Origin of the sequence: Niveispirillum fermenti (genome assembly GCF_048066175.1) — a bacterium.
GTDB lineage: Bacteria > Pseudomonadota > Alphaproteobacteria > Azospirillales > Azospirillaceae > Niveispirillum > Niveispirillum fermenti.
Genome location: NZ_JBLTXA010000022.1, coordinates 47,568 through 69,328, shown reverse-complemented (window position 1 = coordinate 69,328; position 21,761 = coordinate 47,568). Strand labels below are relative to the sequence as shown.

Below are 21,761 nucleotides of genomic sequence, written 5' to 3'. Positions count from 1 at the left end.
CGGGCCGCGATCAGCCCGGGTCTGGCAGGGCCGCCTCCAGCCGGGGTGCGGCCCAGTCGATGAAGCGGCGCACGCGGGCCGACAGCAGCCGGGAATGCGGATAGACCATCTGGATGGGAATGTCCGGCGGCTCGAACGGCCGTAGCAGCCGGACAAGCCGCCCGTCGGCCAGCGCATCGGCCGCCTGGTAGTGCAGCAGCCGGGCGACGCCCAGGCCCTGCAGGCACATGTCGCAGTTCAGCTGGACCTGATTGGTGGCGACGCGGGCGGAAATGGCCGCCGCCACGCTGTCGTCCCCCACCTGGAAATGCCAGTGCCGGTCCTGCGGCAGAAAGGCGATGCAGTCCAGCGCCTGCAGATCCGACGGGTGTGCAACGGGTCCGGTGCCCTGCAGGAAATCCGGACTGGCGCAAACCACCTGCCGCGTGCGGCCCACCGTCTTCGCCACCATGGAACTGTCGGGCAGATGCCCGATCCGGATGGCCAGGTCCAGCCCTTCCTCCAGCAGGTCGACGACGCGGTCCAGCAGCAAAAGGTCGACGCGCATCGCCGGATGCTGCCGCAGGAAAGCCGCGACCAGCGGGGCGACATGGCGCCGGCCCAGTTCCACCGGCGCCGTCAGGCGCAGCAGACCGCCGGAACCCTGGCGGCGCGCATCGAACCGGTGTTCGACGGCATCGAACTCGGCCAGGATGCGCCGGCTCCATTCCAGGAACTCCGCGCCCTCATCGGTCAGCGCCAGTCGCCGGGTCGTGCGGTTCAAAAGCCGGGTACCCAGATGCGCTTCCAGCGCCGCCAGGGTCCGCACGACAGACGCCACCGATCGGCCTGTCTGCCCGGCCGCCGCACTCAGGCTGCCGGCATCGACGATGCGCACGAAGGTTGCCATGGCATTCAACCGGTCCAAACCATTCCTCCCGTCCGGGGCCGCCGACACCAACGCTGAAACATTTCGACCCTTGGTATTATTGCGCCAGCCGCACAGGTTCTGTCACCCCGCCGGCATTGGTCGCCAGCGCCCGGTCCGCCACATTGGGGACATCCGGAACCAACCGCAGGTCTTTCGATGAACATGCCCCTTTCCGGTCCGCCGGCCCCCGGCGGCAACCCGTCGCGCATCCTGGCCTATGATCATGTCGGCATCCGCGTCACCAACCGGCAGCGCGCCCTGGCTTTCTATGGGGCCCTGGGCTTCGTGCAAAGCGCCAGCTTCACCAGCCACGAAGCCAACGAGATGCTGAGCCCCGACGGGGTCCGCATCAACCTGATCTTCAACGGCGCCCGACGGCCGGAGGGCCGCAACGTCCTGCTGGACGAGCCCGTCAAGCTGCCCGGCATCACCCATCCCGCCTTCGTCACCGATGATCTGGATGCGCTGCAGGTGTGGCTGGGCCGGCAGGGCATTGCCATCACCGAAGGTCCGGTACGGATCGGTCCGCGCCGCGTGGCGCTGTTCATCCGCGACCCCGACGGCAACGTTCTGGAATTCAATCAACTGATCCAGCAGGAGGAAGCCGCGGCATGAGGCTCTACGATCTGGAACTGTCCGGCAATTGCTACAAGGTCCGGCTGTTCGCGGCCCTGGCCGGCATCGATCTGGACATCGTGCCCGTCGATGTCGCGGGCGGCGAGCATAAAAGGCCGCCGCTGCTGGACCTCAACCCCTGGGGACAGGTGCCCGTCCTGGTGGATGGCGACCGGATCCTGCGGGATTCCCAGGCCATCCTGGTCTATCTGGCAGGCACCCATGGCGGGGAGGCCTGGTGGCCGTCGGCACCCTTCCAGCAGGCAGAGGTCATGCAATGGCTGTCCACCGCTGCCAACGAGATTCAGCACGGTCCCTGCGCCGCGCGGCTGGTGGACAGGTTCGGCTATGCCATCGACAAGGCCGACACGCTGGCCAAGGCGGCGCGCATCCTGTCCCTGCTGGATGCCCATCTGGCCACGCATGACTGGCTGGCCGCCCGGCGCCCGACCATCGCGGAATGCGCCCTGTTCCCCTATGTGGCCCTGGCGCCCGAGGGTGGCATCGACCTGGCCCCCTATGCCCATGTCCGGCGCTGGATCGACCGGGTGAAGGCCCTGCCCGGCTATCGGCCCATGCCGGGCACGTGAGCCGGGCAGGGGCGTGGCGCGGACCATCATGTGAAAAGGCCGGCCGTCACAGGGGGGTGACGGCCGGCCTTTCCGACCTTCATCCGCAAAGCGCAACCGGGGTCAATGCCGGGCAGCCCCCGTGACCCACATGCCGACGATATCGGCGGCGGATGGCGCCATCGCCTCCGGATGGTGCCATTGATAGACGGCGACGGCGGCATCCATGCAATGGCTGTCGGGCACGCCGCGTGAGCGCATCTCCCGATAGGCGCGCGTCACGGCCGAGCGGCAGCAATCGCCGCTGCCGGCCGCGGGATGGTCAGCGCACGGGGGACCCAGGAATTCCTTCGGGATGCGGGTCACGGCGGATCAGACCTTGGAACCATGGCTGCCCGGCACATAGGTCCGCTCCACGATGGGACGGTCCTTGCGCACACCGTACAGCTCCAGCCGGTGGCCGATCAGGCGATAGCCCAGCTCGTCGGCGATCTTCTCCTTGATGAGTTCCAGTTCCTCGCTGGAGAATTCGACGACATTGCCCGTCTGCACATCGATCAGGTGATGATGGTGCTCATCGCGCGCCTCCTCGTACCGGGCGCGGCCGTCACCGAAATCCAGCCGCTCGATGACGTTGGCTTCCTCGAACAGCCGCATGGTGCGATAGACGGTGGCGATGGAGATGTGAGGGTCGATCTCCACGGCCCGTCGATACACCTGTTCCACGTCGGGATGATCCTGGCTGTCCGACAGCACACGGCTGATCACGCGCCGCTGTTCGGTCATTTTCAGACCCTTCTGGACACAAAGCTGTTCGAGGCGGGATGGCATGTCCGTCGTCTCCGATCCGGTCTACGGCAAAAATCATTTGCCCACATATGGACGATCCCGCCGGCCAGGGCGAGAGGATTTGCCATTATAATCCCATGCACCGGGATTATACACCGTCGGAATGGGTCATCCGGCCACCCAGCAGGGCCAGAAGGGCGGAAAGCTGGTCTGCCGACAGGTCGGCGATGCGGCGGGCCAGCAGGTTGGCGACCAGCGTATGGTCGGGCGACAGCCCGCCCGTGGCCACCGTCACGCGCGGGTCGCTCAGGGCTGCCAGCCGCTCCATCTCCTCCGCCTCGTCCCAGATCAGGCCGAAATAGGTGCAGATCTGACGCAGCAGCATGGGCGAGGGCAGGCCCTTGTGCCCATGTTCCAGCGCCGAGAGATAGGCGGAGGAGATTTCCAGCTCATCGGCCATCTGCTTCAGACTGACGCCCTTGCGGGCGCGCAGCAGGCGGACACGGTCACCAAAGGGGGTCATCGGCGCACAGGCGGGGAATGTTGAACCGGCTGGCAGCATAGCGGGGAATGCAGCGATCGGAAACGGCCGCAAGCACCGGCGGCGGGATGGGTACGGCCGGCACAACAACCCAGCGCCTTGACCGGACCCCTTCCCGTCCCTTACAAACCCACCCTTTTTGCCGGCAACGGGGATGGGTCATGGCGGCGTGCGGTCTGGATTTCGGCACCTCCAACTCCACCTTGGGCGTCGCGGATGGGCGGGGGCCGCGCATGCTGGCCCTGGAAGGCGGCCAGGCGACGCTGCCCAGCGCCATCTTTTTCGATTTCGAGGCGCACCGGCCCTGTTTCGGCCGGGCCGCCATCGCCGCCTATGTGGCGGGTGGCGACGGACGGCTGATGCGGTCCATCAAGTCGGTGCTGGGCACCAGCCTGATCGATGAGGAAACGTTGCTCGGCCGGCGCCGCGTCGGCTTCCGCGAGGTGATCGGGCTGGTCATCCGCCATATCCGCGAGGAGGGCGAACGCCAGTGCGGGCATGAACTGACCCATGTCGTCCATGGCCGGCCCGTGCATTTCGTGGATGGCGACGATGCCGCCGATGCCCGGGCCGAAGCCGCCCTGGCCGACATCGCGCGGGCCAGCGGCTTTCGCGACGTCAGCTTCCAGTACGAACCGATCGCCGCCGCCCTGGCCTATGAAGCGCAGATCAACGACGAACAGATCGCGCTGATAGCCGATATCGGCGGCGGCACGTCGGATTTCTCCATCGTGCGCATCGGGCCGGAGCGCGCCCGCCAGGCCGACCGGGCCGGCGACATCCTGGCCAATGACGGGTTGCGCATCGGGGGCACGGATTTCGACCGGCTGCTGAGCCTGGAAGCCGTGATGCCGCATCTGGGCTATCGCTCGCCCCTGCTGCGTGAAGGGCTGGTCACGCCCAACCATCTGTATGTCGATCTGGCGACCTGGGCCAAGATCAACTTCCTTTACGGTCCCGCCGTGCAGGCCGATGTGCAGCGGCTGGCCAGGGAGGCACGGCATCCCCACCTGATCCGGCGGCTTCTGACCGTGCTGGAGGAACATCTGGGCCATGCGCTGGCCATGAAGGTGGAGGAAGCCAAGATCGCCCTGTCGGACGCCGACACGCATGCCATCGACCTGTCCGTCGTGGAAGCGGGGCTGAAGGCGCCGGCGACACGCGCCCGCCTGGCCACCGCCGTCAGCGATCCCGTGGAGAGGCTGTCGGCCATGACGGCCGATTGCCTGCGCCAGGCCGGCCTGCAGGCCGATCAGGTGGATGCCGTGTTCCTGACGGGCGGGTCCACCCTGCTGCCCGCCGTGCGCGGCGCCATCACGGGCGCCCTGCCCGGCGCGCGCATCGTGGAAGGTGACAAGTTCGGTGCCGTCGGCCTGGGCCTGACCATCGAGGCGGGGCGGCGTTACCGCTGATACCGCTTCCCGGTGACCGCAACCGCTCGCCGGCCTTCAATCGCCAGCGCCCCCATCCCGTGAGATCGGCCACGCGCCACGGCACGAGTTGACGCACAGGCCGATGCCCCGGCCCCGGCGCCCTACATCGCAGCCCCACCCCTGCCGCCACCCGGCCGGCTGTTCAGCCCATGGGCGGAATAACGGGCCACGGCATCGAAGGCCGCCGACCTGAACTGACGCCGCCAGAGGACATAGGTGACAAGCACCACGGCCGCCATGAAGAGATAGGGATGGACCATCCATCCCAGGCTGGCGAAGGCATAATAATAGCCGCGCAGGCCGCGGTTGAAGCTGGTGATGGCCAGCGTCATCATCTTGGCGGCAGCCTTGGCCGTGATCATCGCCTCTTCCCCCGGTTCCAGGGGGGCGCCGCCGATCAGCGCGATCGTGTAGTTGAACTGCCGCACCGACCAGGTGAAGCTGAAGAAGCTGTAGATGAAGATACCCAGCAGCAACAGCAGCTTGCCTTCGAACACGGCCCGCGTCGTGGGCTGGGTGAAGCCGACATCCATGACGACATTATAGGCATTCTCCGACCCGGCCAGCACGCCCAGCAGGCCGGCCAGCACCAGCACCGTGGTGGAGGCGAAGAAGGAAATGCTGTGGATCAGGTGGCCGATCAGCATGCTGTCCATGACCCGGTTGTCCCGGAACAGCATGTTGGTCATCCAGCGGATGCGGATGCGCAGCATATGCTGGTTCAGGCTGGCGGGTGCCGCCTTCGCCCGGTCGGTCAGCCAGCCATAACCCCACCAGAACAGCCAGAACCAGGCCAGCGCCAGCCCGTCCAGCAGCGTCAGCGAGGTGAAAAGCGAGGGCATGGTGTGATCACCCCAGGCGATAGCGCGGCGCCACCAACCCGTTCAGATAGGATTTCAGTTCCGGCGTCAGCGGCTCGAACTTCAGTGACACGGAACGGGCCCCGCCGTCCAGCGCCATGACTTTGGCCTGGACCGGAACCGGGTCCCCGCCGCCCGGCGCCCCCACCAGAAGCGTGACCAGTTCACCTTCATGGTAGAGGCCGGGATCGGCGTCCAGCGAGATGCCGCCGAAGGACCAGTTGCGCGACCGCGCCGTGCCCTTGCGGCTGCCCACGGCGAGGGCGGGGTGGGTGAAACGGCGCAGGCGGCGGCGCTGCCGGGCATCGCCCTCCCCCGTGCGGGTGGCGCCGGCCAGATCCGCCCCGCGCATGTTCACGCCCGTGACAATGGCACCGGCCAGATCGGCCCGGCGCAGGATGGCACCGGAAAGCACGGCGTTGGTCAGGTCGGCCCCGCGCAGATTGGCGCCGTCCAGGTTGGCGGGCCAGGTTCGCCCGCCGGACATGGGCTGTGCCGTCAGTTGCACGCCGGCCAGATGCGCGTTTGACAGGTTGGCCCGGCGCAGCGTCGCCCCGGCCATGACCGATCCGTCCAGCACTGTGGTGGACAGGTCGCTATAGGAAAGGTCGGCCATTTCCAGCCGGTTGTCGGCCCAGTCGGCCGCCGACAACCTGCAGCGGCGCAGCCGGGCACCCGCCAGGTTGCGGCCATGCAGCATGGCGGGGTCCAGTTCCGCCATGTCCAGGTCCAGCCGCGCGCCCGTCGCACCGCTGCTTTCCACCCATTTCTCATGCGCGTCGACCAGGGCCTGCAGTTCCGCCGCGGGGATACGGCGGCGCGGCGGTTCGGCCAGCATGGTGGCCGCCCCGTCGGGCAGGTGCCGGCCGCGCGCCAGCATGTCGGCATCCACCACGGTGCCAGCCAGTTGCGCGCCCGACAGGTTGGCGCCCGACAGATCGACGCCCAGCATGACGCATTTCGACAGGTCGGCGCCCGACAGATCGGCATCCATCAGGTCGGCCCCCGTCAGGTCACAGCCCGTCAGCTTGGCCGAACACAGGATGGCGCGTTCCAGCCGCGCCTCCGTCAGCACGGCGGCCCCGTCGCAGCGCGTATTGCCACCATTGTCGGTCAGCGTGCCGGACCGGAAATCGGCCCCGCGCAGGATCACGTCGTTCAGGGTGGCCCGGTGCAGGTTCGCCCCGCGCAGATCGGCCCCCATCAGGTTGGCCCCTGTCAGTTCAGCCCCTTCCAGGTCGGCCCCGAACAGGTCGGCGCGGGCCAGGTCCGCCCCTTCCAGGTTGGCGCCGGACAGGCTGGCGCCGGCCAGCTTGGCTTCCGCCAGGCGGGCGCCCTTCAGCGACAGACCGGACAGGTCCTGGAACTGCAATTCCGCACGGCGCCCGCCCTTGCCGTCCAGCCATTGGCGATGAAGCTGGAATTCCTTGCGCAGGAAATCCAGGTCGCGGGCCGGCGGGGCTTGATCTTTCATGGCGGGGCACCCGGTTCGTGGTTTTTTCTTTCTGTTTCCACACCCTACGCTAGAGAAGGGTCGCCCACAATCGGGCCGGCGATGCATCCCGCGAATGGTTGACCCCGGCGGCCAATCGGCCATAATACGACCGTTCGTTCTTTTATGGAGCCTGCCAGCATGAGCCGCCGCAGCCGAACCTATGACTGGGATGTGACGCCCATCGACCCTGCCTTACTGGCGACACTGCCAGGGATCGATATCATCCGCCGCATCGCGCGCGGCGAACTGCCGCCGCCCAGCATGGCGGCCACGCTTGGCATGGACCTGGCGGAGGAGGAGATCGGCGAAGGTGCGGTCGTGTTCCGCGGGCGGCCCGGCGACCATGTGCTGAACCCGCTGGGCACCGTCCATGGCGGCTTCGCAGCCACCTTGCTGGACAGTGCCATGGGCTGCGCAGTGCATACGCTGCTGCCGGCGGCCGTGGGATACGGCACCGTCGAACTGAAGGTGAATTTCCTGCGCCCCCTCCTGCGCGATGCCGGCCTGGTCCGGGTGGAAGGCCGGGTGATCAATGCCGGCCGCACCCTGTACCTGGCCGAAGGCCGGCTGATCGGTGAGGATGATGGCCGGCTTTATGCCCATGGCACGGCCACGTGCATGGTGCATGCCGGCCGTTGACTGGTTACACTATTATTTATTCATCTTATGGTAGTTATCCTTGCAGCGGGCCGGGGGGACCGGCCTGCAGGTTCAGGGCGGCGGCGATGATATCGGGGCTGCCCGTGCCGTGGCCGGCGCGCACATGCCCTTCCTCCGTCGCGGCAAGCCGGTAGTAATTCACAAGGAACACGCGGATGGCCGCCGTCAGCGAGGCGGCGGCCGGCTTTCGTTCCACGATGCAGGTGCAGATATCGTGGACATTATAGCCTTCACGCGCCGCCACATCGGACAGCGCGTCCCACATTTCCGGTTCCATCCGCAGGCTGGTGCGCTTGCCCAGCACAACCACATTGCGGATGACCAGCGTACTGCTGCCGTCGGGCAGGTCTTCGCTGGTGAAGCGCTTGGAACGCGGTGGCAAGGGTGAACCTCCCGATCATTGGTCGTCGATGCCGGGCGTCGCCTGCGCATCAGCAACGCCCGCATAAACCAATATGCCAAGGCATATGACCTGTTCAATCAAAATCCGACCAAAGTCAGGATAAGGCAGGAATATTCCTGCATGCGCGCATCGGCACGCGGCGTTTCGGCGTGACGGGGCAGAGGGGAAAGCCACCCGAAGCGCCGGCCATCCCCGGCCCGCCCGCCATCGCAACCGGTTGCGGATCAGTCGCCCTGGGCTTCCAGCGCTTCCATGTCGGCGTCGCTGAAGCCGAAATGATGTCCGATCTCATGGATCAGCACATGGCGGATCAGATGGTCCAGATCCTCTCCGGTCTCGCACCAGTAATCCAGGATGGGGCGGCGATAGAGGAAGATCAGGTCGGGTTCCAGGCGCGGATGTGTCACGCTCTGCCACGGCATCCCGACCCCGCGATACAGACCCAGCAGATCGAACGGGCTTTCCAGGCCCATTTCGCGCTCTGTCTCCTCGTCGGGAAAATCCTCCACCCGGATCAGCACATTGCGCACATGGGCACGCAGCGCGTCGGGAATGGATTCCGCGGCGCGGGCAGCGATGCCTTCCATTTCGGACAGGGTCGGGGCGGTGGTGAAGCGGCGTAGCGAGGGCATGGGCATTTTCCGCGGGGTCTGCGGCGGTGGCGACGATCCGGCTTGACGCCGGACCCTCACCGGTCCACCAACGGACTAAGCAGGTTCCCCCAGATCGGGCCACACATGGCCCGGCCCGGAGCAGCCCGCTGACTCTATGATTTGCTGATCGTCCGAGCCCGCCCACGTGTGGGCGGCGTTCGGAAAATCTGCTTAGGCGATCCTGATCAGGTGGAACAGATGACACAATCCCAATTGGGCCGTCCAACCAAATTGGACAAGGAGGCCATCGCCGCATCGCTGGCCGGCCTGCCCGGCTGGACACTGCGTGCGGACGGGACGGCCATCGTCAAGGGCTTCCGGTTCAAGGATTTCAACGAGGCGTTCGGTTTCATGACGCGGGTGGCGTTGCTGGCCGACCGGATCGATCACCATCCCGAATGGTTCAATGTCTATAACCGCGTCGATGTGGTGCTGAACACCCATGATGCCGGCGGGGTGACCAGCCTGGATATCCAGATGGCCCTGTTCATGGAACAGGCGGCGGGCTGAGCGCCGGCGGCATCGCCGCCAGGAAAGCCATCAGCACCCTGGCGGCATTGCTGGCAGCCAATGCCATGAAAATGTGCATGCGGTTTTCGTCCGGGTCCGCGCCGGCCAGGTCCGACACGCTGCGGAACGCGATGAAGGGGATGCCGTTCTGTTCGGCCACCAGCGCCACGGCGGCACTTTCCATATCCACCACCTGCGCCCCGATCGTGCCGTTCAGATAGGCCCGCCAGCCTTCATTGTCGACGAAGGCCGGACCCGACACCCCGTCGCCGCCGACCAGCGCCCGCGGGGTGGTATCAAGGCATGTCTTGTTGGCGGCACACCGGTCCAGCTTCACACCCGGCACCACCTTGCCGGCCAGATCCATCAGGGCGGCATCGGCCTCGAACCAGAACTTACGCAGGGGTTCCGTCCGGCCCGGCACGCGGACATAGGCGTTGGAGGGCTGGATCGCCCCATGCGCCGGAAAGGGCAGGCTGGCCCAGGGCACGGGCCGCAGGGTGCCATCCGCGTCCTGCCGCACGAAATGGCTTTCCAGGAACTGGCCCCAGCGGCGCGGAACGGCCACGTCGCCGATATGCAGGCCGGCATCCAGCCCGCCGGCAATGCCGCTGAACAGCAGGGCATCCACCTGGAACCGGTCCAGCAGCATCTGCGTCGTCATGGCGGCATTGACCATGCTGACCCCCGACAGGACCAGCACGACGGGACGGCCGGCCAGCAGGCCCAGCGTGAAATCCACGCCATGCACGCTGACCATCCGCTTGTCCCGCGTGGCGGCCAGCAGCCCGACCAGTTCCGGAGCAAAGGCCGACATGATGGCCGTGCGCGGCACCTCATCCAGCCTTTCGGCCCGCGCGGGTGCCAGGAACAGCAGACAGGCTGCCAGGACGCAAAGCAGGCGTACCATCACCCTCACCCATGGTGCAGTGCAAGATGGCCTATGGTGGAAGGTGCCGGGGGCCGGCGTCAACCGGTAAGGAAACGATGCGCCAGGCGCCTGCCAGCCCATTCCACCCGCCCTTGTCCTGTCCCGGCCCCTGCCCGCCGCCGCCGTCAGGCCGCCTTCTTCACCCAGGCCTGCACCTGTTCGCCCAGCACATCCAGCGGCACCGCCCCCGTGCGCAGCACCACCTCGTGGAAGCCACGAAGGTCGAACTTGGCGCCCAGCGCCTTGCGGGCCTGATCGCGCAGGTCCAGCACGCGCAGCATGCCGACATAATAGCTGGTGGCCTGCCCCGGATTGACGATGTAGCGATCGACCTCCCGGATCACCTGGTCGCGGTTCAGCGGCGTGTTGGCCACGAAATAATCGATGGCCTGTCCACGGGTCCAGCGCTTGGCATGGATGCCGCTATCCACCACCAGGCGCACGGCGCGCCAGATTTGCGTCGTCAGCCGGCCAAAATCGGCATAGGGGTCCTGATAGAAGCCGAACTCCTTCGGCAGGCGCTCGGCATACAGGCCCCAGCCCTCGATATAGGCGCCGAAGAACGAATAACGGCGGAATTCCGGCACATCGCCCAGTTCCTGGGAAATGGCGATCTGCATGTGATGGCCGGGTATCGCCTCGTGATAGACGATGGCGTCGGCCTGCCATTTGGCCATTTCACGCATATCGGCCAGGTTGGCATAGAAGATGCCGGGACGCGAGCCGTCGGGTGCGGGGGAATTGTAGAAGGCCGGCGGGGCCGACCTTTCACGATAGGGCTCCACCCGCTTCACGATGACGGGCGCCTTGGGCTTGGTGATGAACCATTCGTCCAGCCGCTTGGCATAATCGGCAATCACCTGCTCGCAATGCGCCAGATAGGCGGCGCGGCCCGCATCATCATTGCTGAAATAGAATTGCGGATCGGTACGCAGATGCTCGAAGAACTGCGCCAGGGTGCCCTTGAACCCGACCTTCTGCATGATGCCATGCATGTCCTTCTGCAGAAGGTCGACATGCTCCAGGCCAAGCTGGTGTATTTCCGCAGGCGTCATGCGGGTCGTGGTCGAACGGGCCACGCAATATTGATAATAGGCCTCCCCGTCCGGCAATTTCCAAACGCCGTCATCATCCGTGGCCCGGGCCTCCAGCTTGGCCACGGCGGCGTCCAGCGCCTCATAGGCCGGCTTGACCTTGCCGGTCAGAATGGAAGCCGCTTCCGACACCAGCCGGGCCTTTTCCGCCTCGGGGATGGACAGGGCAGCGATCTTCTTCTTGAAATCGGCGTAAAGCGCGCTGTCCGGCCCCTGGTCGAAGGGAGCGCCGGTAATGACGGCCCGGATATCCCGGCGCATCTTGGCCAGGGAAAATTTCGGCGGGATGATGCCCCTGGCGGCGCTGTCCTCCCCGCGGTCGATATTCTGGCGGATGACGCGGGCAATGGCATTCAGGCGGGCCAGATAGGCCTGGGCGTCGGACAGATCGGCCACGGCATGCTGGTTGGCCAGAAAACTGGGCAGCCCGGTATGCCGGCCGTAAAGATGGTTCAGCGGATAATCATGCGCACGCCAGCGATGATCCTCGATGGCCTGCTCGCACCGCGCCTCGAACAGGCGGAAATTGAGCTGTTCGGCCGGGGGCAGCACCGCCGGGTCCCAGCCGGCGCGCAAACGGGACAGGGCCTGCTTCGTCCGTTCCGCCTCGGCATCGGCGAACCCGTCGCTGTCATCATCCAGCCGGTCGTAATTGGTCTTGCGGCCGCGGGCCGTCTGGGCCTGTGGGGACAGCGACAATTCCGCCTCATACACCTCCGCGAAGAAGGCATGCAGCGCCGCCACGTCGCCGGGCGATTTCGGCACGGCCGCATCGGTCAGCGCCAGCGGCCCCGGCGGCAGCAGAACCTGGGTCCAGGCGGGGCGGGACAAGGCCGTCAGTGAAATGGCGGCGGTGCCGGCCAGAAGCCGGCGGCGGGAAAGGGTGAGCATGATGGATTGCCTTTTTATCCGGTTATTGTCGCGCGCAGTGGGGTTCCCCCCTTGCCTCCCCCCCACGCCAGCCTGTCCGGTCGGGCGGCCCCGGGGGATCAATCTCAACCTTCAAACGGAAAAGGGGCCGGGCGATGTCACCGCCGGCCCCCGCCCCCTGCCCCTCACCGCGTGGCGGCGTAGCGGGCTTCCATCGCGTCCCACAGGGTGGCTTCGATGGCGGAACCGTCCAGCCGGTTGATCTCCTGGATACCTGTCGGGCTTGTGACGTTGATTTCCGTCAGATAGTCACCGATCACGTCGATGCCGACGAACAGCAGCCCCTGCTGGCGAAGCGTCGGGCCGATCGCCTCGCAGATCTCCTGCTCGCGTCGGGTCAGCGCGGTCTTGCCGGCACTGCCGCCGGCATGGAAATTGGCCCGTGCCTCCCCGTCCTGGGGGATGCGGGACACGGCACCCGCCGGCTTGCCATCCACCAGGATGATCCGCTTGTCGCCCTTGCGGATCTCCGGCAGGTATTTCTGGACGATCACCGGCTCACGGTAAAGCTGGGTGAAGGTCTCCAGCAGGGCGCCCAGATTCTCGTCATCGGGTTTCACGTGAAACACACCGGCCCCGCCATTGCCGTAAAGCGGCTTGACGATGATATCCTTCCATTCCGCCCGCGCGGCCAGCACCTCGTCACGGGATGAGGTGATGACGGTGGGCGGCATCAGGTCGGGAAAATGCGTGACGAACAGCTTTTCCGGCGCGTTGCGCACCGATGCCGGGTCGTTCACGACCAGCGTCTCGGGATGGATATGCTCCAGCAGATGCGTGGCCGTGATGTAGGCCATGTCGAAGGGCGGGTCCTGGCGCATCAGCACCATGTCCATATTGGACAGGTCCACCGTCTCTGCCGCACCCATGACATGATGGTTGCCACGCTCGCGCTGCACCTTCATGGGCCGGATGCGGGCGAACAGCCGGTTGCCGCGCAAAGCCAGGTCGCGCGGGTGGTAATGCCACAATTCATGGCCACGGCGCTGGGCCTCCAGCGCCATCATGAACGTGCTGTCGGTATCGATATTGATGGACTCGATCGGGTCCATCTGGATGGCGACCTTGAGGGTCATGGGGTCATCTCCGGCACGGGAAGGGGCGGACAGAATGGTATGAACAAGACATGGGGGCCGCACCCGCAGCGACGCCATGCGCGCCGTCACAGGCAAGGAGGTTCAATTCAGCCGGCTTCGCAACTGGCGCAGCAGCGCTTCGGTATTGTCCAGCAACCGGGCCGAGGCGCCCCGGTCGCGGCCCAGCCGCAGGAAATGCTCAAATGCCGCGATGCCGGCCGACAGATTGCCCAGATGCGCGTTCAGCAGGCCGGATTCCCGCCACAGCCCGATATGGTCCGGCGCGAACAGCAACATATCCTCCACCACAACCAGCGCCTTGCCGGGCTGGTCCGACGACAGGTGGCGGAGCTTCAGGTTGTTCTGCAGGCGCAAAAGCACTTCCCGGTTCGATACGGGTGCATAATGGTCGGGCGACAGTTCGGCTTCCAGCCCCTGGGACTGTTTCAGCAGGTCGCGCAGTTCGTGCGGTTCACGAGGCAGCATGCCATGGAACGGGTCCAGTATCTGCCGCCCGCCGCCATGGTCCAGCCGGATCAGAAAATGACCGGGAAAGTTCAGCCCCATCACAGTCCAGCCATTGGCCCGGGCCGCCACCATGGCCAGGATGCCCAGTGCCACGGGCAGGCCGCGGCGGCGGTCGATCACCCGGATCAGGTTGGCGTTCTGCAGGTCGGTATAGGTCTCGCTGTCGCCGGCATAGCCATGGGTTCCGGCCAGCACCTGTTCAAGCGCCGCCACCTTGCCCGCCAGGGACGGCAGATCGGGGCCCGATGCGACGGCACGGCCCAATTCCTCGCCCAGGGCCAGCAGATGGCGGCGATAGGCGGAAAGGTCGGCGACGGGGTGATCCAACAGGGCCAGCGCCAGGGCGACTTCACCCAGGTCGATCTGCTCATCCGCGATCCGGCCCGCATGGCGCAGGATCTCCAGGGCCTGTTGGCGTGACGTCACTGGCGGAACATGCTCATCCGATGGAGTAACCGCGTCTCCCATAGCGCAGCCGGGCCGGCAGTGTCGAGCAGAAGCATCAACCGGCCGGTTCCGTATTTCGGTAAAGGCGGATCAGACCCGGCGTCGCCATCTGTTGCGGCGGTGGGAAATTGCCCGTAAAAACTGCGTCGGGCCGATATATGGTTACCAAAACATTAATACCCCTTCTTAACATTGCCCCTGTGACCGGATACGATCGGCCCGGCAATCACGGCACAATCAGGCAGCGGAACGTCCCATGGTCAGCAAAGCCGTCATCGATACCGGCAATTCCCGTATCCGCCAGACGCCGAAAAGCATCGCCACACACCAGCGTATCATCGAGGCGGCAATCCGTTGCTTCCTGGAAATCGGCTATCACCGCACCACCACGTCGGAGATTGCCAAGCAGGCGCGGGTGACGCGCGGGGCGGTGCAATATTACTTCCCCACCACGCCAGAGGTGCTGCGCGCCACGGTGGACCATATCGTCCAGCATTTTCTGGATGATTTCCTGTCCCACACGGCCTCTTCCATCCATGAGGGGGGGGAGGGCCTGGACCAGGGGATCGACGCGCTGTGGAACGCGGCGCACAGCCCGCTATGGACCGTGTGGAAGGAACTGGAGGCTGCGGCCCGCACCGATGCCGAGCTTTCGGCCATCATGACGCCTGTCAAGGCCCGGTTCGCCGACCAGTGGGAAGAGATGGCCAAGGATCATTACGGCAGCTTCCTGGCCGCCGACCCCGTCAAGTTCGAGATGGGGCGTCACCTGACCTGGCAGTTCCTGCAGGCCATGGCCGGTAACCGGTTCGGGGAGGAGGACGAGGCGCTGAAGGCACGCATCCTGCCGGAATTCAAGCGCCTGATCCGCCATTACTGGGGCATTGCCGGCTGATCCTGGCCGATGGCTGCGGCGGGTCCGTGCGGTCATCGCAGGGAAAGGAACTTCAGCCCGCCGACACCGGCCAGGATCAACCCGACGCATGCCAGCCGTGCGGGGTCCGTCCCCTCCCCGTACAGGCGGATGCCGGCAATGACGCTGCCCACCGTGCCGATCCCGGTCCAGATGGCATAGGCGGTGCCCAGCGGCAGGCTGCGCATGGACAGCGACAGCAGCCACAGGCTGACCAGCATGAAGCCGATCGTCAGCAAGATGGGAAGCGGGCGGGTGAAACCCTGTGTGCCCTTCAGGGAGATGGCAAACGCGACCTCGAACAGGCCGGCGGTGAAAAGATAGACCCAGGCCATGGGAACCCCCATCACGCGCAGGGCCGTCCCCGCCTGTTCACCCGTTTCCGGGTGGTAAACCGTCCGGGGTCGTCCCCGACGGGCGCCGGCAGGCGTGCCGACGCACAGGGAAATGGCACCGGCAGGCAGGCCGTTCAACCACCCCGGACGGCATGGCATCCATGCCACCCCGCCAGACCAGCGGGCCACGTGATAAAAACTGTTTTGACAGAAAGACTTACTTGCGCACTTTCCTCGTGTTGGGCAATCTGGAAGCGTTGAATGAAGGCGGCCATGGGACCAGGCTTTCACCCCATCGCAAAACGTTATGGCGAAACGTTGGGGACGGCCGGTAACCGCCAACAGGCGCCGCCATCCCAAGGGGGACCCAAGGGGGGACAGACAGGCATGACCAAGTCGGAACTGATCCAGCGGCTGGCCGAACGCAATCCGCATCTTTACCAGCGCGATGTCGAAAAGATCGTCACCACGATCTTCGATGAGATAACCGAGGCGCTGGCCCGGGGCGACCGGGTCGAATTGCGCGGCTTCGGGGCTTTTTCCGTCAAGCAGCGTGATGCCCGCACCGGCCGCAACCCCCGCACCGGCGAAAGCGTGGAAGTGGATGAGAAGGTCATCCCCTTCTTCAAGACCGGCAAGCAGCTCCGCGAACGGCTGAATACCGACGAATGACACCGGCGGCACGGGGTCGGCGGCATGGGGTTTCCCTCTGCCATCCCTGCCATGATGCCGCCCCCCGGCGATCTCCGACGATCACCGGGTCAGGGACCTGTCACCCTGTTCGGGTCCTCCATGCTCGGGTAGGCAGCGGATCATACCATCGGCCAGAATATCTGACCGATGGTATGGCGGCGCCGGCGATCGAGGATGGCGATCAAAGCCAACAAGCGCTGACCGCCGCAAAACGGTATGCGTGGCCGACGATCACTCATTCATGCCGACAGTATCAGATGATCTCGCACACATCCTCGAAATCGAACCGGGGGCTGCGCGCAAACAGGGCGGCCGGGTCGCCATAGCCCAGATTGCACAGGAAATTGATCTTGTACCGGCCATCGGGGAAGAATTCCGCATTCACCAGTTCGGGATTGAAGCCCGACATGGGGCCACAATCCAGGCCCACGGCACGCGCCGCCAGAATGAAATAGCCGGCCTGCAGGGTGGCATTGCGGAAGGCGGTTTCCTGGGCGACGGCCGGGGCCGCGAACCAGGGGCGCGCATCGGTATGCGGAAACAGCCGCGGCAGATGGTCGGCAAACCGGCTGTCATAGGCCAGCAGCGCGGTGACGGGGGCCGCCATGGTCTTGTCCAGGTTGCCTGCGGACAGGGCCGGACGCAGCCTTTCCTTCGCCGCGGGCGTGGTCAGGAACACAGTGCGCAGCGGACTGCAATTGGCACTGGTTGGCCCCCACCTGACCAGATCGTGGATCTGCCGCAGCAGATCCGGATCGACCGGCCGGTCGGTGAAACCATTATGGGTGCGGGCGGCGCGGAATAGCTGATCCAGCGCCGCGTCTTCCAGCATATGCGTCATGACAGGTCCTTTCATGATCCCGGAACATGCCCGTGATATCGGGCCCTGCAACCGGGAACAAGTGGCAAGACCTTCACCGGCGCATGGATGCCGGCACCACCCCTTCATTGCGCGGAGCGGAAACCGTGGCGAGGGCAGGCTGCGGCCCGTCGCCGGCGGGCAAGGGCCCCAGCACCTCTTCCATCAGATCGGCGCTCAACATGGCCGCATCGAAATCCGACAGGCTGTTGACACGGATCAGGGACCGGATGGTGCGGACATAATCCTCCCCCCGTTCCGAATAGGCGGTCAGCGCCGTGGCCAGCATCAGGCCGCTGATCGGCTTTTCCTGGGCCCGCAGGCTGGCGCGCATCTGCCGGAACTGGGCATAGGCGCGGTGGGTGTTGAGATTATGGACATAGCTGTCGACGCTCCCCTTCGGGGCATCGAACGCCCGGAACCGGTGGGTCTCGCCGGGCTGGCGATTGCGGGGAACGATGCCGGCATGTTCGGTGTTCCAGGTAAGCTGACCGAACAGGGCATTGCCCCGCTGCGCGAAGCGGGAGGTGCCCCAGCCGCTTTCCTCTGCCGCCTGGGCCAGGGCCAGGGACGCCGGAATGACATCCACCCGCTGAAGAAGGCCCTTGATGTTGATTTCCGCACTGGGCTTCATGCCATAGTGTTCCGCCAGATCGGCCAGCCAGAGCCGGTCATGGGGGGCCAGCGCCTCCCCCGACTGCCGCACGGCAAGCAACCGTTCCAGACGGTGGCGATCCTGCTCGATCCGCTCGTTCGCCATCAAGATCAGCGGCAGCAGCGTCTTCACGAACAGTGCCTTGCGATCCTGTGTGCTTTCCAGGGTCGTGATGCCGGTGGGCAGGTCGGTCAGGACCAGGCGCGGCACGGTCATCTCCCCGCTGCGCACGGCATCGATCCGGTATTCCCGGGCATGGAAAAGGTCCAGCGTGGAACGCGCATCCAGCTTGAAATCCGGATCATGGCGAACGCTGGTGGCGATCTGGACCTTGAAGCCCGGATCAGGCCGCAGAACCGGCAACATGAATTCCCGTACCGCTCCACCAACCGACCAGCTCGACGCCGACAGGAAGATGGTGGAAGGCAGAATGGCAACCAGAAGCAGGAACAGGGCCGAAACGCCCCATATGCGGGCAGCCGTACCCCGGGGGCTGTCAAAGCCCTCGCTCGCGTCTGTCAGCATTTAAGTTTCAACCCCTTACAGTCCAAGCCGAAAGGACCTCCCGCGCTGCCATCCGTTGGGCGCGCGTCCAGTCCATTTTGCCGGAGCAAACTCCGCACTTTGGCCCTATGGCCCGTAATGGGGCCGGCCCTAAAGCGTCAGAGGCAACAAGCCCGGAACCGCCCCTTCCTGGGGTATCCTTTGTCCGGGCTTCATGCCGGCGGGGTCCATTCACCCCTGGGGGTACGCCCCCCGGCACTGCATCTGCCGGTCCATTGCGTCCAAATTTTGGCACCGTCAACGGACCGGAGGCGGACATTACCGGATTTGCTGTACCTCGACAACCTCCGGAATGTAATAGCGGAGCATGTTTTCTATGCCGGCCTTCAAAGTGGCCGTGCTGCTGGGGCAACCGGCACATGCCCCCTTCATGGCCAGATAGACCACGCCCTTGTCAAAACCATGGAACGTGATGTCGCCGCCATCCTGGGCAACGGCCGGCCGCACCTTGGCGTCCAGCAGTTCCTTGATCTGGGCGACGATCTCGTCGTCATCCTCGTTGATGGCGTTGTCGTCGGCCTGTTCGGACAGCAATACGGGCTTGCCCGTCGCGAAATGCTCCATGATGGCGCCCAGGATGCCGGGCTTCATCACATACCAATCGCGGCTTTCGTCCTTGGTCACGGTGATGAAATCACCGGCCAGGAAAACGCGCCGTACCCCTTCCACCGCAAACAGCCGGTCGGCAAGGGGGGAACGGGCCGCCGCATCGGCAGCATCGGTGAAGTCGGCCGTCCCGGTTCCCAGCACGTCACGGCCCGGCAGGAACTTCAGCGTGGCCGGGTTCGGGGTCTCTTCGGTCTGGATGAACATGGTCGATTATCCTGATCATGCCGTCGTCAGCATCGGCGACCCCGAAGGTGGGACCGTTCACCGGCATAATCAAGCGCCGACAGCGTGCTGCATGGCAGCCACCGCCATGCGTCGGTGGGGACAATGGTCCTGGCCGGCCGGACAGAACCGCTGGCCGAAACCCGCGCAGATGCCCGGTCTGCCAGCCAGCGCCTGACGGATCAGCGGGGCCAGATCAGCCCCGTCCAGGTCCGTCTCCGTCTCCAGCGACAGCGATATGACCCCCGCACGACCGGCCCGCTCCTGCCAGCCGGGCAGGAAATCGGCCCAGGCGGGACGCAGCAGGGGGCGGGGCGTGACGGGCAGGATGGCCAGGCCGGCCGCACGCACACCCCGCAGCACATGGTCAATGGCGGGCAACCCGCCGCCGGTGAAGCCCGGCACCGGCAGGTGGGTGGCCAGGACCTGCGCCGCCGGCAGGTTCAGCAGGCGGGCCAGTTCATCGGCCAGGCGCCGCATCTGCCAGCCCAGCGGATCATCCTTTGCCCGCCCCATGCCCGGTGCCACCAGCATCAGCATGGCCCGGCCCGCCGGATCGGCCGTGGCCAGGGCTCGTGCTGCCCGGTCCGCCAGGCGCCGCAGAAGGGCCGGATCGGTCGGATGACAACACAGGATGCTGGCCGGGGCCATCAGCCCGGCCTGGCGGGCCGCCTGTTGCCAAGCATCGATGGCGAGACCGTTCAAGCCCCCGCTGAACAGGGATGATGGCGGTACCACGATGATGCGGTCGGGCTGAAAAAGGGCGACATCATGGGCGATGGCCACCGCTGAAGGCGGTGCGAACAGGCTGGCTGCGAAGATGCGCAGCGCCCCCTCCTCCCACAAGGCGCCTTCCAGGGCCGTGGCCATCGGATCGTCAGCATCCTGTGCATCACCGACCGGATAATGCCGGGCCAGGTGGCGGGCCCGGATGGCCTGAAGGGCGCGGACCGGGGGTGATGCAAGGGGTGATGGCGGCCGCACACGCCGCGCCGCCATCAGGGCCATGAAATAGGCCTGAACCTGATCCTGCCCGGCAGGCTGGCCTGGCTGCACCAGCACGATGGCAATGCGATCACGCCTGACAGAAAGGGCCATCGGCAGAACAGGACAAAGGGTTGTTGCAGATCAGCCCCTTGTCGCAGCCCGCCAATCCCGGATCAACCCGGCCAAACGGGATACGTTTTCCGGTGGCGTTTCCTTGATGATGCCATGACCCAGATTGAAGATGAACGGACCCTTGCCCAGTGTCTCCAGCAGGGAGAGAACCGCCCTGTCCATGGCCTCGCCGCCGGCGATCAGCAGGACGGGATCCAGGTTGCCCTGCACGGCCACCCTGCCCTGCAGGTTGGTCGCGGCCCAGGCCGCAGGCACGCCCGGGTCCAGGGACACGCCGTCGATGCCGGCCTGATCGACGTAGGATTGGAGGTTCAGGCCGGCCAGACGCGGGAAGCCGATGACGGGTATGCCCGGATGCCGTTCCTTCAGTGCCGCTGTGATGCGCCGCGTGGGGGCGACCACGAAGCGCTGGAAATCATCGGCGGACAGTACCCCGGCCCAACTGTCGAAAAGCTGGACCAGTTCGGCGCCGGCCTTGATCTGCATGGACAGGTATTCGATGGTCGCCGTGACCAGGATGTCGATCAGACGGTCGAAGCCAGCCGGGTCGGTATAGGCGAAGCGCTTCACATGCGCATATTCCTTGGACCCTGCACCTTCCACCATGTAGCAGGCCACGGTCCATGGCGATCCGGCGAACCCGATCAGGGCCGTCCGGTCGTCCAGGGCGGCCCGGATGCGTGACACGGTTTCATAAACAGGTGCCGCCCGGCCGTGCAGGCTGTCCAGATCAAGCTTCGTCAGGCCCTGCTGATCGCGGATGGCATCAAGCTGGGGCCCTTCCCCTTCCGCGAACCGCAGCCCCTGGCCCAGGGCCCAGGGCACGATCAGGATGTCGGAAAACAGGATGGCTGCGTCCATGCCATAGCGACGCAATGGCTGCAGCGTCACCTCGCAGGCCAGTTCCGGGTTCATGCACAGGTCCAGGAAGCCTCCGGCCCTGGCCCGCACTTCCCTGTATTCGGGAAGATAGCGGCCTGCCTGCCGCATCAGCCAGAAGGGCGGGGTCTCCTGAGCGTGACCGGCAAGGGCTGCCAGCATCTTCTTCGGCGAGGGGGAAGTGGTAAGCGTCATGGCGAGAACCTGGATATCAAGGGAACCGGACGGGTCCGGACTTTATCCCATGCCCTTCCTTAACTCTTACTTTTTTTGAATAAAGGATTGGTGGTGTAGTAGAGCCTGTGGATAACGGGAATTCAGTTTTGTCCGCATGTTTTTCCACATCTTCCGGATTTTCGGCGGCATGTGGAAAAAACATGTGGACAAATGTCCGGGCAACAGGCTGAAAGGCCTGGATTTCCGCGGGTTCTGGCGATGGTTGCGAGATGGGGAAAAAATTCGTCCCACT

General features: G+C 65.5%; 26 protein-coding genes. 8 read left to right on the top strand and 18 right to left on the bottom strand.

Features of this window, described 5'->3' with window-relative positions:
• Positions 1-10: 10 nt before the first annotated feature.
• Entirely contained in the window at positions 11-889 is an 879-nt protein-coding gene (locus ACM9LZ_RS18520; protein WP_416620995.1) for a LysR family transcriptional regulator, read from the bottom strand.
• Positions 890-1,066: 177 nt separating this feature from the next.
• Between ACM9LZ_RS18520 and ACM9LZ_RS18515 the strand changes: the two genes are divergently transcribed.
• Both ACM9LZ_RS18515 and ACM9LZ_RS18510 read left to right on the top strand, forming a co-directional pair.
• Positions 1,067-1,525, top strand: coding sequence for a VOC family protein (locus ACM9LZ_RS18515; protein ID WP_416620994.1), 459 nt, complete (start codon positions 1,067-1,069; stop codon positions 1,523-1,525).
• Positions 1,522-2,115, top strand: coding sequence for a glutathione S-transferase family protein (locus ACM9LZ_RS18510; protein ID WP_416620993.1), 594 nt, complete (start codon positions 1,522-1,524; stop codon positions 2,113-2,115). The genes ACM9LZ_RS18515 and ACM9LZ_RS18510 overlap by 4 nt, the downstream gene beginning before the upstream one ends.
• A gap of 102 nt (positions 2,116-2,217) precedes the next feature.
• Here ACM9LZ_RS18510 and ACM9LZ_RS18505 read toward each other — a convergent pair whose 3' ends face one another.
• The 3 genes from ACM9LZ_RS18505 to ACM9LZ_RS18495 all read right to left on the bottom strand — a co-directional run bounded on the left by ACM9LZ_RS18505 (position 2,218) and on the right by ACM9LZ_RS18495 (position 3,406).
• Positions 2,218-2,460 (bottom strand): hypothetical protein, encoded by a 243-nt coding sequence (locus tag ACM9LZ_RS18505; RefSeq protein WP_416620992.1) that lies wholly within the window; start codon positions 2,458-2,460, stop codon positions 2,218-2,220.
• Positions 2,461-2,466: 6 nt separating this feature from the next.
• Positions 2,467-2,925, bottom strand: a complete 459-nt coding sequence (locus ACM9LZ_RS18500) for a Fur family transcriptional regulator (RefSeq protein ID WP_416620991.1) — start codon at positions 2,923-2,925, stop codon at positions 2,467-2,469.
• Positions 2,926-3,031: 106 nt separating this feature from the next.
• Positions 3,032-3,406, bottom strand: a complete 375-nt coding sequence (locus ACM9LZ_RS18495; RefSeq protein ID WP_416620990.1) for a helix-turn-helix domain-containing protein — start codon at positions 3,404-3,406, stop codon at positions 3,032-3,034.
• Between the two features lie 179 nt (positions 3,407-3,585).
• On the opposite strand from ACM9LZ_RS18495, the gene ACM9LZ_RS18490 reads away from it, so the two are divergent.
• On the top strand, positions 3,586-4,836 hold the full coding sequence (locus ACM9LZ_RS18490) for an Hsp70 family protein (RefSeq protein WP_416620989.1): 1,251 nt from the start codon (positions 3,586-3,588) through the stop codon (positions 4,834-4,836).
• A 122-nt stretch (positions 4,837-4,958) separates the two neighbouring features.
• Here the strand turns inward: ACM9LZ_RS18490 and ACM9LZ_RS18485 are convergent, their stop codons facing one another.
• Together ACM9LZ_RS18485 and ACM9LZ_RS18480 are read right to left on the bottom strand one after the other, a co-directional pair.
• Entirely contained in the window at positions 4,959-5,699 is a 741-nt protein-coding gene (locus ACM9LZ_RS18485) for a DUF599 domain-containing protein (protein ID WP_416620988.1), read from the bottom strand.
• Positions 5,700-5,706: 7 nt separating this feature from the next.
• Positions 5,707-7,191 carry a pentapeptide repeat-containing protein gene (locus tag ACM9LZ_RS18480; RefSeq protein WP_416620987.1) on the bottom strand — a complete coding sequence of 495 codons (1,485 nt, stop codon included), beginning with the start codon at positions 7,189-7,191 and terminating at the stop codon, positions 5,707-5,709.
• A gap of 159 nt (positions 7,192-7,350) precedes the next feature.
• Between ACM9LZ_RS18480 and ACM9LZ_RS18475 the strand changes: the two genes are divergently transcribed.
• Entirely contained in the window at positions 7,351-7,851 is a 501-nt protein-coding gene (locus ACM9LZ_RS18475; RefSeq protein WP_416620986.1) for a PaaI family thioesterase, read from the top strand.
• A 34-nt stretch (positions 7,852-7,885) separates the two neighbouring features.
• On the opposite strand, the gene ACM9LZ_RS18470 is transcribed toward ACM9LZ_RS18475, so the two are convergent.
• Positions 7,886-8,254 (bottom strand): ribbon-helix-helix domain-containing protein, encoded by a 369-nt coding sequence (locus ACM9LZ_RS18470; RefSeq protein WP_416620985.1) that lies wholly within the window; start codon positions 8,252-8,254, stop codon positions 7,886-7,888.
• Positions 8,255-8,272: 18 nt separating this feature from the next.
• On the opposite strand from ACM9LZ_RS18470, the gene ACM9LZ_RS18465 reads away from it, so the two are divergent.
• Positions 8,273-8,428 carry a hypothetical protein gene (locus ACM9LZ_RS18465; protein WP_416620984.1) on the top strand — a complete coding sequence of 52 codons (156 nt, stop codon included), beginning with the start codon at positions 8,273-8,275 and terminating at the stop codon, positions 8,426-8,428.
• A gap of 71 nt (positions 8,429-8,499) precedes the next feature.
• On the opposite strand, the gene ACM9LZ_RS18460 is transcribed toward ACM9LZ_RS18465, so the two are convergent.
• On the bottom strand, positions 8,500-8,907 hold the full coding sequence (locus tag ACM9LZ_RS18460; RefSeq protein WP_416620983.1) for a metallopeptidase family protein: 408 nt from the start codon (positions 8,905-8,907) through the stop codon (positions 8,500-8,502).
• Positions 8,908-9,126: 219 nt separating this feature from the next.
• Between ACM9LZ_RS18460 and ACM9LZ_RS18455 the strand changes: the two genes are divergently transcribed.
• Positions 9,127-9,438, top strand: a complete 312-nt coding sequence (locus tag ACM9LZ_RS18455) for a 4a-hydroxytetrahydrobiopterin dehydratase (RefSeq protein WP_416620982.1) — start codon at positions 9,127-9,129, stop codon at positions 9,436-9,438.
• Here ACM9LZ_RS18455 and ACM9LZ_RS18450 read toward each other — a convergent pair.
• The 4 genes from ACM9LZ_RS18450 to ACM9LZ_RS18435 form a co-directional block, all read right to left on the bottom strand.
• Positions 9,416-10,348, bottom strand: a complete 933-nt coding sequence (locus tag ACM9LZ_RS18450; RefSeq protein WP_416620981.1) for a 5'-methylthioadenosine/S-adenosylhomocysteine nucleosidase — start codon at positions 10,346-10,348, stop codon at positions 9,416-9,418. The two genes, ACM9LZ_RS18455 and ACM9LZ_RS18450, sit on opposite strands and share 23 nt — an antisense overlap.
• A 146-nt stretch (positions 10,349-10,494) precedes the next feature.
• On the bottom strand, positions 10,495-12,354 hold the full coding sequence (locus ACM9LZ_RS18445) for a DUF885 domain-containing protein (protein WP_416620980.1): 1,860 nt from the start codon (positions 12,352-12,354) through the stop codon (positions 10,495-10,497).
• A gap of 164 nt (positions 12,355-12,518) precedes the next feature.
• Complete coding sequence (gene gshB / locus ACM9LZ_RS18440; RefSeq protein ID WP_416620979.1) at positions 12,519-13,469, bottom strand: glutathione synthase; 951 nt, start codon at positions 13,467-13,469, stop codon at positions 12,519-12,521.
• Positions 13,470-13,571: 102 nt separating this feature from the next.
• The gene (locus tag ACM9LZ_RS18435; protein WP_416620978.1) at positions 13,572-14,423 is read right to left on the bottom strand and encodes a SirB1 family protein; all 852 of its coding nucleotides are present in this window, start codon (positions 14,421-14,423) and stop codon (positions 13,572-13,574) included.
• Between the two features lie 277 nt (positions 14,424-14,700).
• Between ACM9LZ_RS18435 and ACM9LZ_RS18430 the strand changes: the two genes are divergently transcribed.
• On the top strand, positions 14,701-15,339 hold the full coding sequence (locus ACM9LZ_RS18430) for a TetR/AcrR family transcriptional regulator (protein WP_416620977.1): 639 nt from the start codon (positions 14,701-14,703) through the stop codon (positions 15,337-15,339).
• Positions 15,340-15,371: 32 nt separating this feature from the next.
• Here the strand turns inward: ACM9LZ_RS18430 and ACM9LZ_RS18425 are convergent, their stop codons facing one another.
• A complete protein-coding gene (locus ACM9LZ_RS18425; RefSeq protein ID WP_445376598.1) occupies positions 15,372-15,851 on the bottom strand; it encodes a DMT family transporter in 480 nt (159 codons plus the stop codon).
• 228 nt (positions 15,852-16,079) lie between these two features.
• Between ACM9LZ_RS18425 and ihfB the strand changes: the two genes are divergently transcribed.
• The gene (gene ihfB, locus ACM9LZ_RS18420; protein WP_416620976.1) at positions 16,080-16,364 is read left to right on the top strand and encodes an integration host factor subunit beta; all 285 of its coding nucleotides are present in this window, start codon (positions 16,080-16,082) and stop codon (positions 16,362-16,364) included.
• 274 nt (positions 16,365-16,638) lie between these two features.
• Here ihfB and ACM9LZ_RS18415 read toward each other — a convergent pair whose 3' ends face one another.
• The 5 genes from ACM9LZ_RS18415 to hemE form a co-directional block, all read right to left on the bottom strand.
• A complete protein-coding gene (locus ACM9LZ_RS18415; RefSeq protein WP_416620975.1) occupies positions 16,639-17,226 on the bottom strand; it encodes a malonic semialdehyde reductase in 588 nt (195 codons plus the stop codon).
• Positions 17,227-17,299: 73 nt separating this feature from the next.
• Positions 17,300-18,424 carry a glucosaminidase domain-containing protein gene (locus ACM9LZ_RS18410; protein ID WP_416620974.1) on the bottom strand — a complete coding sequence of 375 codons (1,125 nt, stop codon included), beginning with the start codon at positions 18,422-18,424 and terminating at the stop codon, positions 17,300-17,302.
• 297 nt (positions 18,425-18,721) lie between these two features.
• The gene (locus ACM9LZ_RS18405) at positions 18,722-19,276 is read right to left on the bottom strand and encodes a NifU family protein (RefSeq protein ID WP_416620973.1); all 555 of its coding nucleotides are present in this window, start codon (positions 19,274-19,276) and stop codon (positions 18,722-18,724) included.
• Between the two features lie 69 nt (positions 19,277-19,345).
• Positions 19,346-20,392 (bottom strand): ferrochelatase, encoded by a 1,047-nt coding sequence (locus ACM9LZ_RS18400; protein WP_416620972.1) that lies wholly within the window; start codon positions 20,390-20,392, stop codon positions 19,346-19,348.
• Positions 20,393-20,422: 30 nt separating this feature from the next.
• On the bottom strand, positions 20,423-21,487 hold the full coding sequence (gene hemE / locus ACM9LZ_RS18395) for a uroporphyrinogen decarboxylase (protein ID WP_416620971.1): 1,065 nt from the start codon (positions 21,485-21,487) through the stop codon (positions 20,423-20,425).
• Positions 21,488-21,761 lie beyond the last annotated feature (274 nt).

Coding starts and splice junctions, on each gene's coding strand:
- ACM9LZ_RS18520 (WP_416620995.1), bottom strand. CDS start 889: ATGGCAACCTTCGTGCGCATCGTCGATGCCGGCAGCCTGAGTGCGGCG.
- ACM9LZ_RS18515 (WP_416620994.1), top strand. CDS start 1,067: ATGAACATGCCCCTTTCCGGTCCGCCGGCCCCCGGCGGCAACCCGTCG.
- ACM9LZ_RS18510 (WP_416620993.1), top strand. CDS start 1,522: ATGAGGCTCTACGATCTGGAACTGTCCGGCAATTGCTACAAGGTCCGG.
- ACM9LZ_RS18500 (WP_416620991.1), bottom strand. CDS start 2,925: ATGCCATCCCGCCTCGAACAGCTTTGTGTCCAGAAGGGTCTGAAAATG.
- ACM9LZ_RS18495 (WP_416620990.1), bottom strand. CDS start 3,406: ATGACCCCCTTTGGTGACCGTGTCCGCCTGCTGCGCGCCCGCAAGGGC.
- ACM9LZ_RS18490 (WP_416620989.1), top strand. CDS start 3,586: ATGGCGGCGTGCGGTCTGGATTTCGGCACCTCCAACTCCACCTTGGGC.
- ACM9LZ_RS18485 (WP_416620988.1), bottom strand. CDS start 5,699: ATGCCCTCGCTTTTCACCTCGCTGACGCTGCTGGACGGGCTGGCGCTG.
- ACM9LZ_RS18480 (WP_416620987.1), bottom strand. CDS start 7,191: ATGAAAGATCAAGCCCCGCCGGCCCGCGACCTGGATTTCCTGCGCAAG.
- ACM9LZ_RS18475 (WP_416620986.1), top strand. CDS start 7,351: ATGAGCCGCCGCAGCCGAACCTATGACTGGGATGTGACGCCCATCGAC.
- ACM9LZ_RS18460 (WP_416620983.1), bottom strand. CDS start 8,907: ATGCCCTCGCTACGCCGCTTCACCACCGCCCCGACCCTGTCCGAAATG.
- ACM9LZ_RS18455 (WP_416620982.1), top strand. CDS start 9,127: ATGACACAATCCCAATTGGGCCGTCCAACCAAATTGGACAAGGAGGCC.
- ACM9LZ_RS18450 (WP_416620981.1), bottom strand. CDS start 10,348: ATGGTACGCCTGCTTTGCGTCCTGGCAGCCTGTCTGCTGTTCCTGGCA.
- ACM9LZ_RS18445 (WP_416620980.1), bottom strand. CDS start 12,354: ATGCTCACCCTTTCCCGCCGCCGGCTTCTGGCCGGCACCGCCGCCATT.
- gshB (WP_416620979.1), bottom strand. CDS start 13,469: ATGACCCTCAAGGTCGCCATCCAGATGGACCCGATCGAGTCCATCAAT.
- ACM9LZ_RS18430 (WP_416620977.1), top strand. CDS start 14,701: ATGGTCAGCAAAGCCGTCATCGATACCGGCAATTCCCGTATCCGCCAG.
- ACM9LZ_RS18425 (WP_445376598.1), bottom strand. CDS start 15,851: ATGCCATGCCGTCCGGGGTGGTTGAACGGCCTGCCTGCCGGTGCCATT.
- ihfB (WP_416620976.1), top strand. CDS start 16,080: ATGACCAAGTCGGAACTGATCCAGCGGCTGGCCGAACGCAATCCGCAT.
- ACM9LZ_RS18415 (WP_416620975.1), bottom strand. CDS start 17,226: ATGACGCATATGCTGGAAGACGCGGCGCTGGATCAGCTATTCCGCGCC.
- ACM9LZ_RS18410 (WP_416620974.1), bottom strand. CDS start 18,424: ATGCTGACAGACGCGAGCGAGGGCTTTGACAGCCCCCGGGGTACGGCT.
- ACM9LZ_RS18405 (WP_416620973.1), bottom strand. CDS start 19,276: ATGTTCATCCAGACCGAAGAGACCCCGAACCCGGCCACGCTGAAGTTC.
- ACM9LZ_RS18400 (WP_416620972.1), bottom strand. CDS start 20,392: ATGGCCCTTTCTGTCAGGCGTGATCGCATTGCCATCGTGCTGGTGCAG.
- hemE (WP_416620971.1), bottom strand. CDS start 21,487: ATGACGCTTACCACTTCCCCCTCGCCGAAGAAGATGCTGGCAGCCCTT.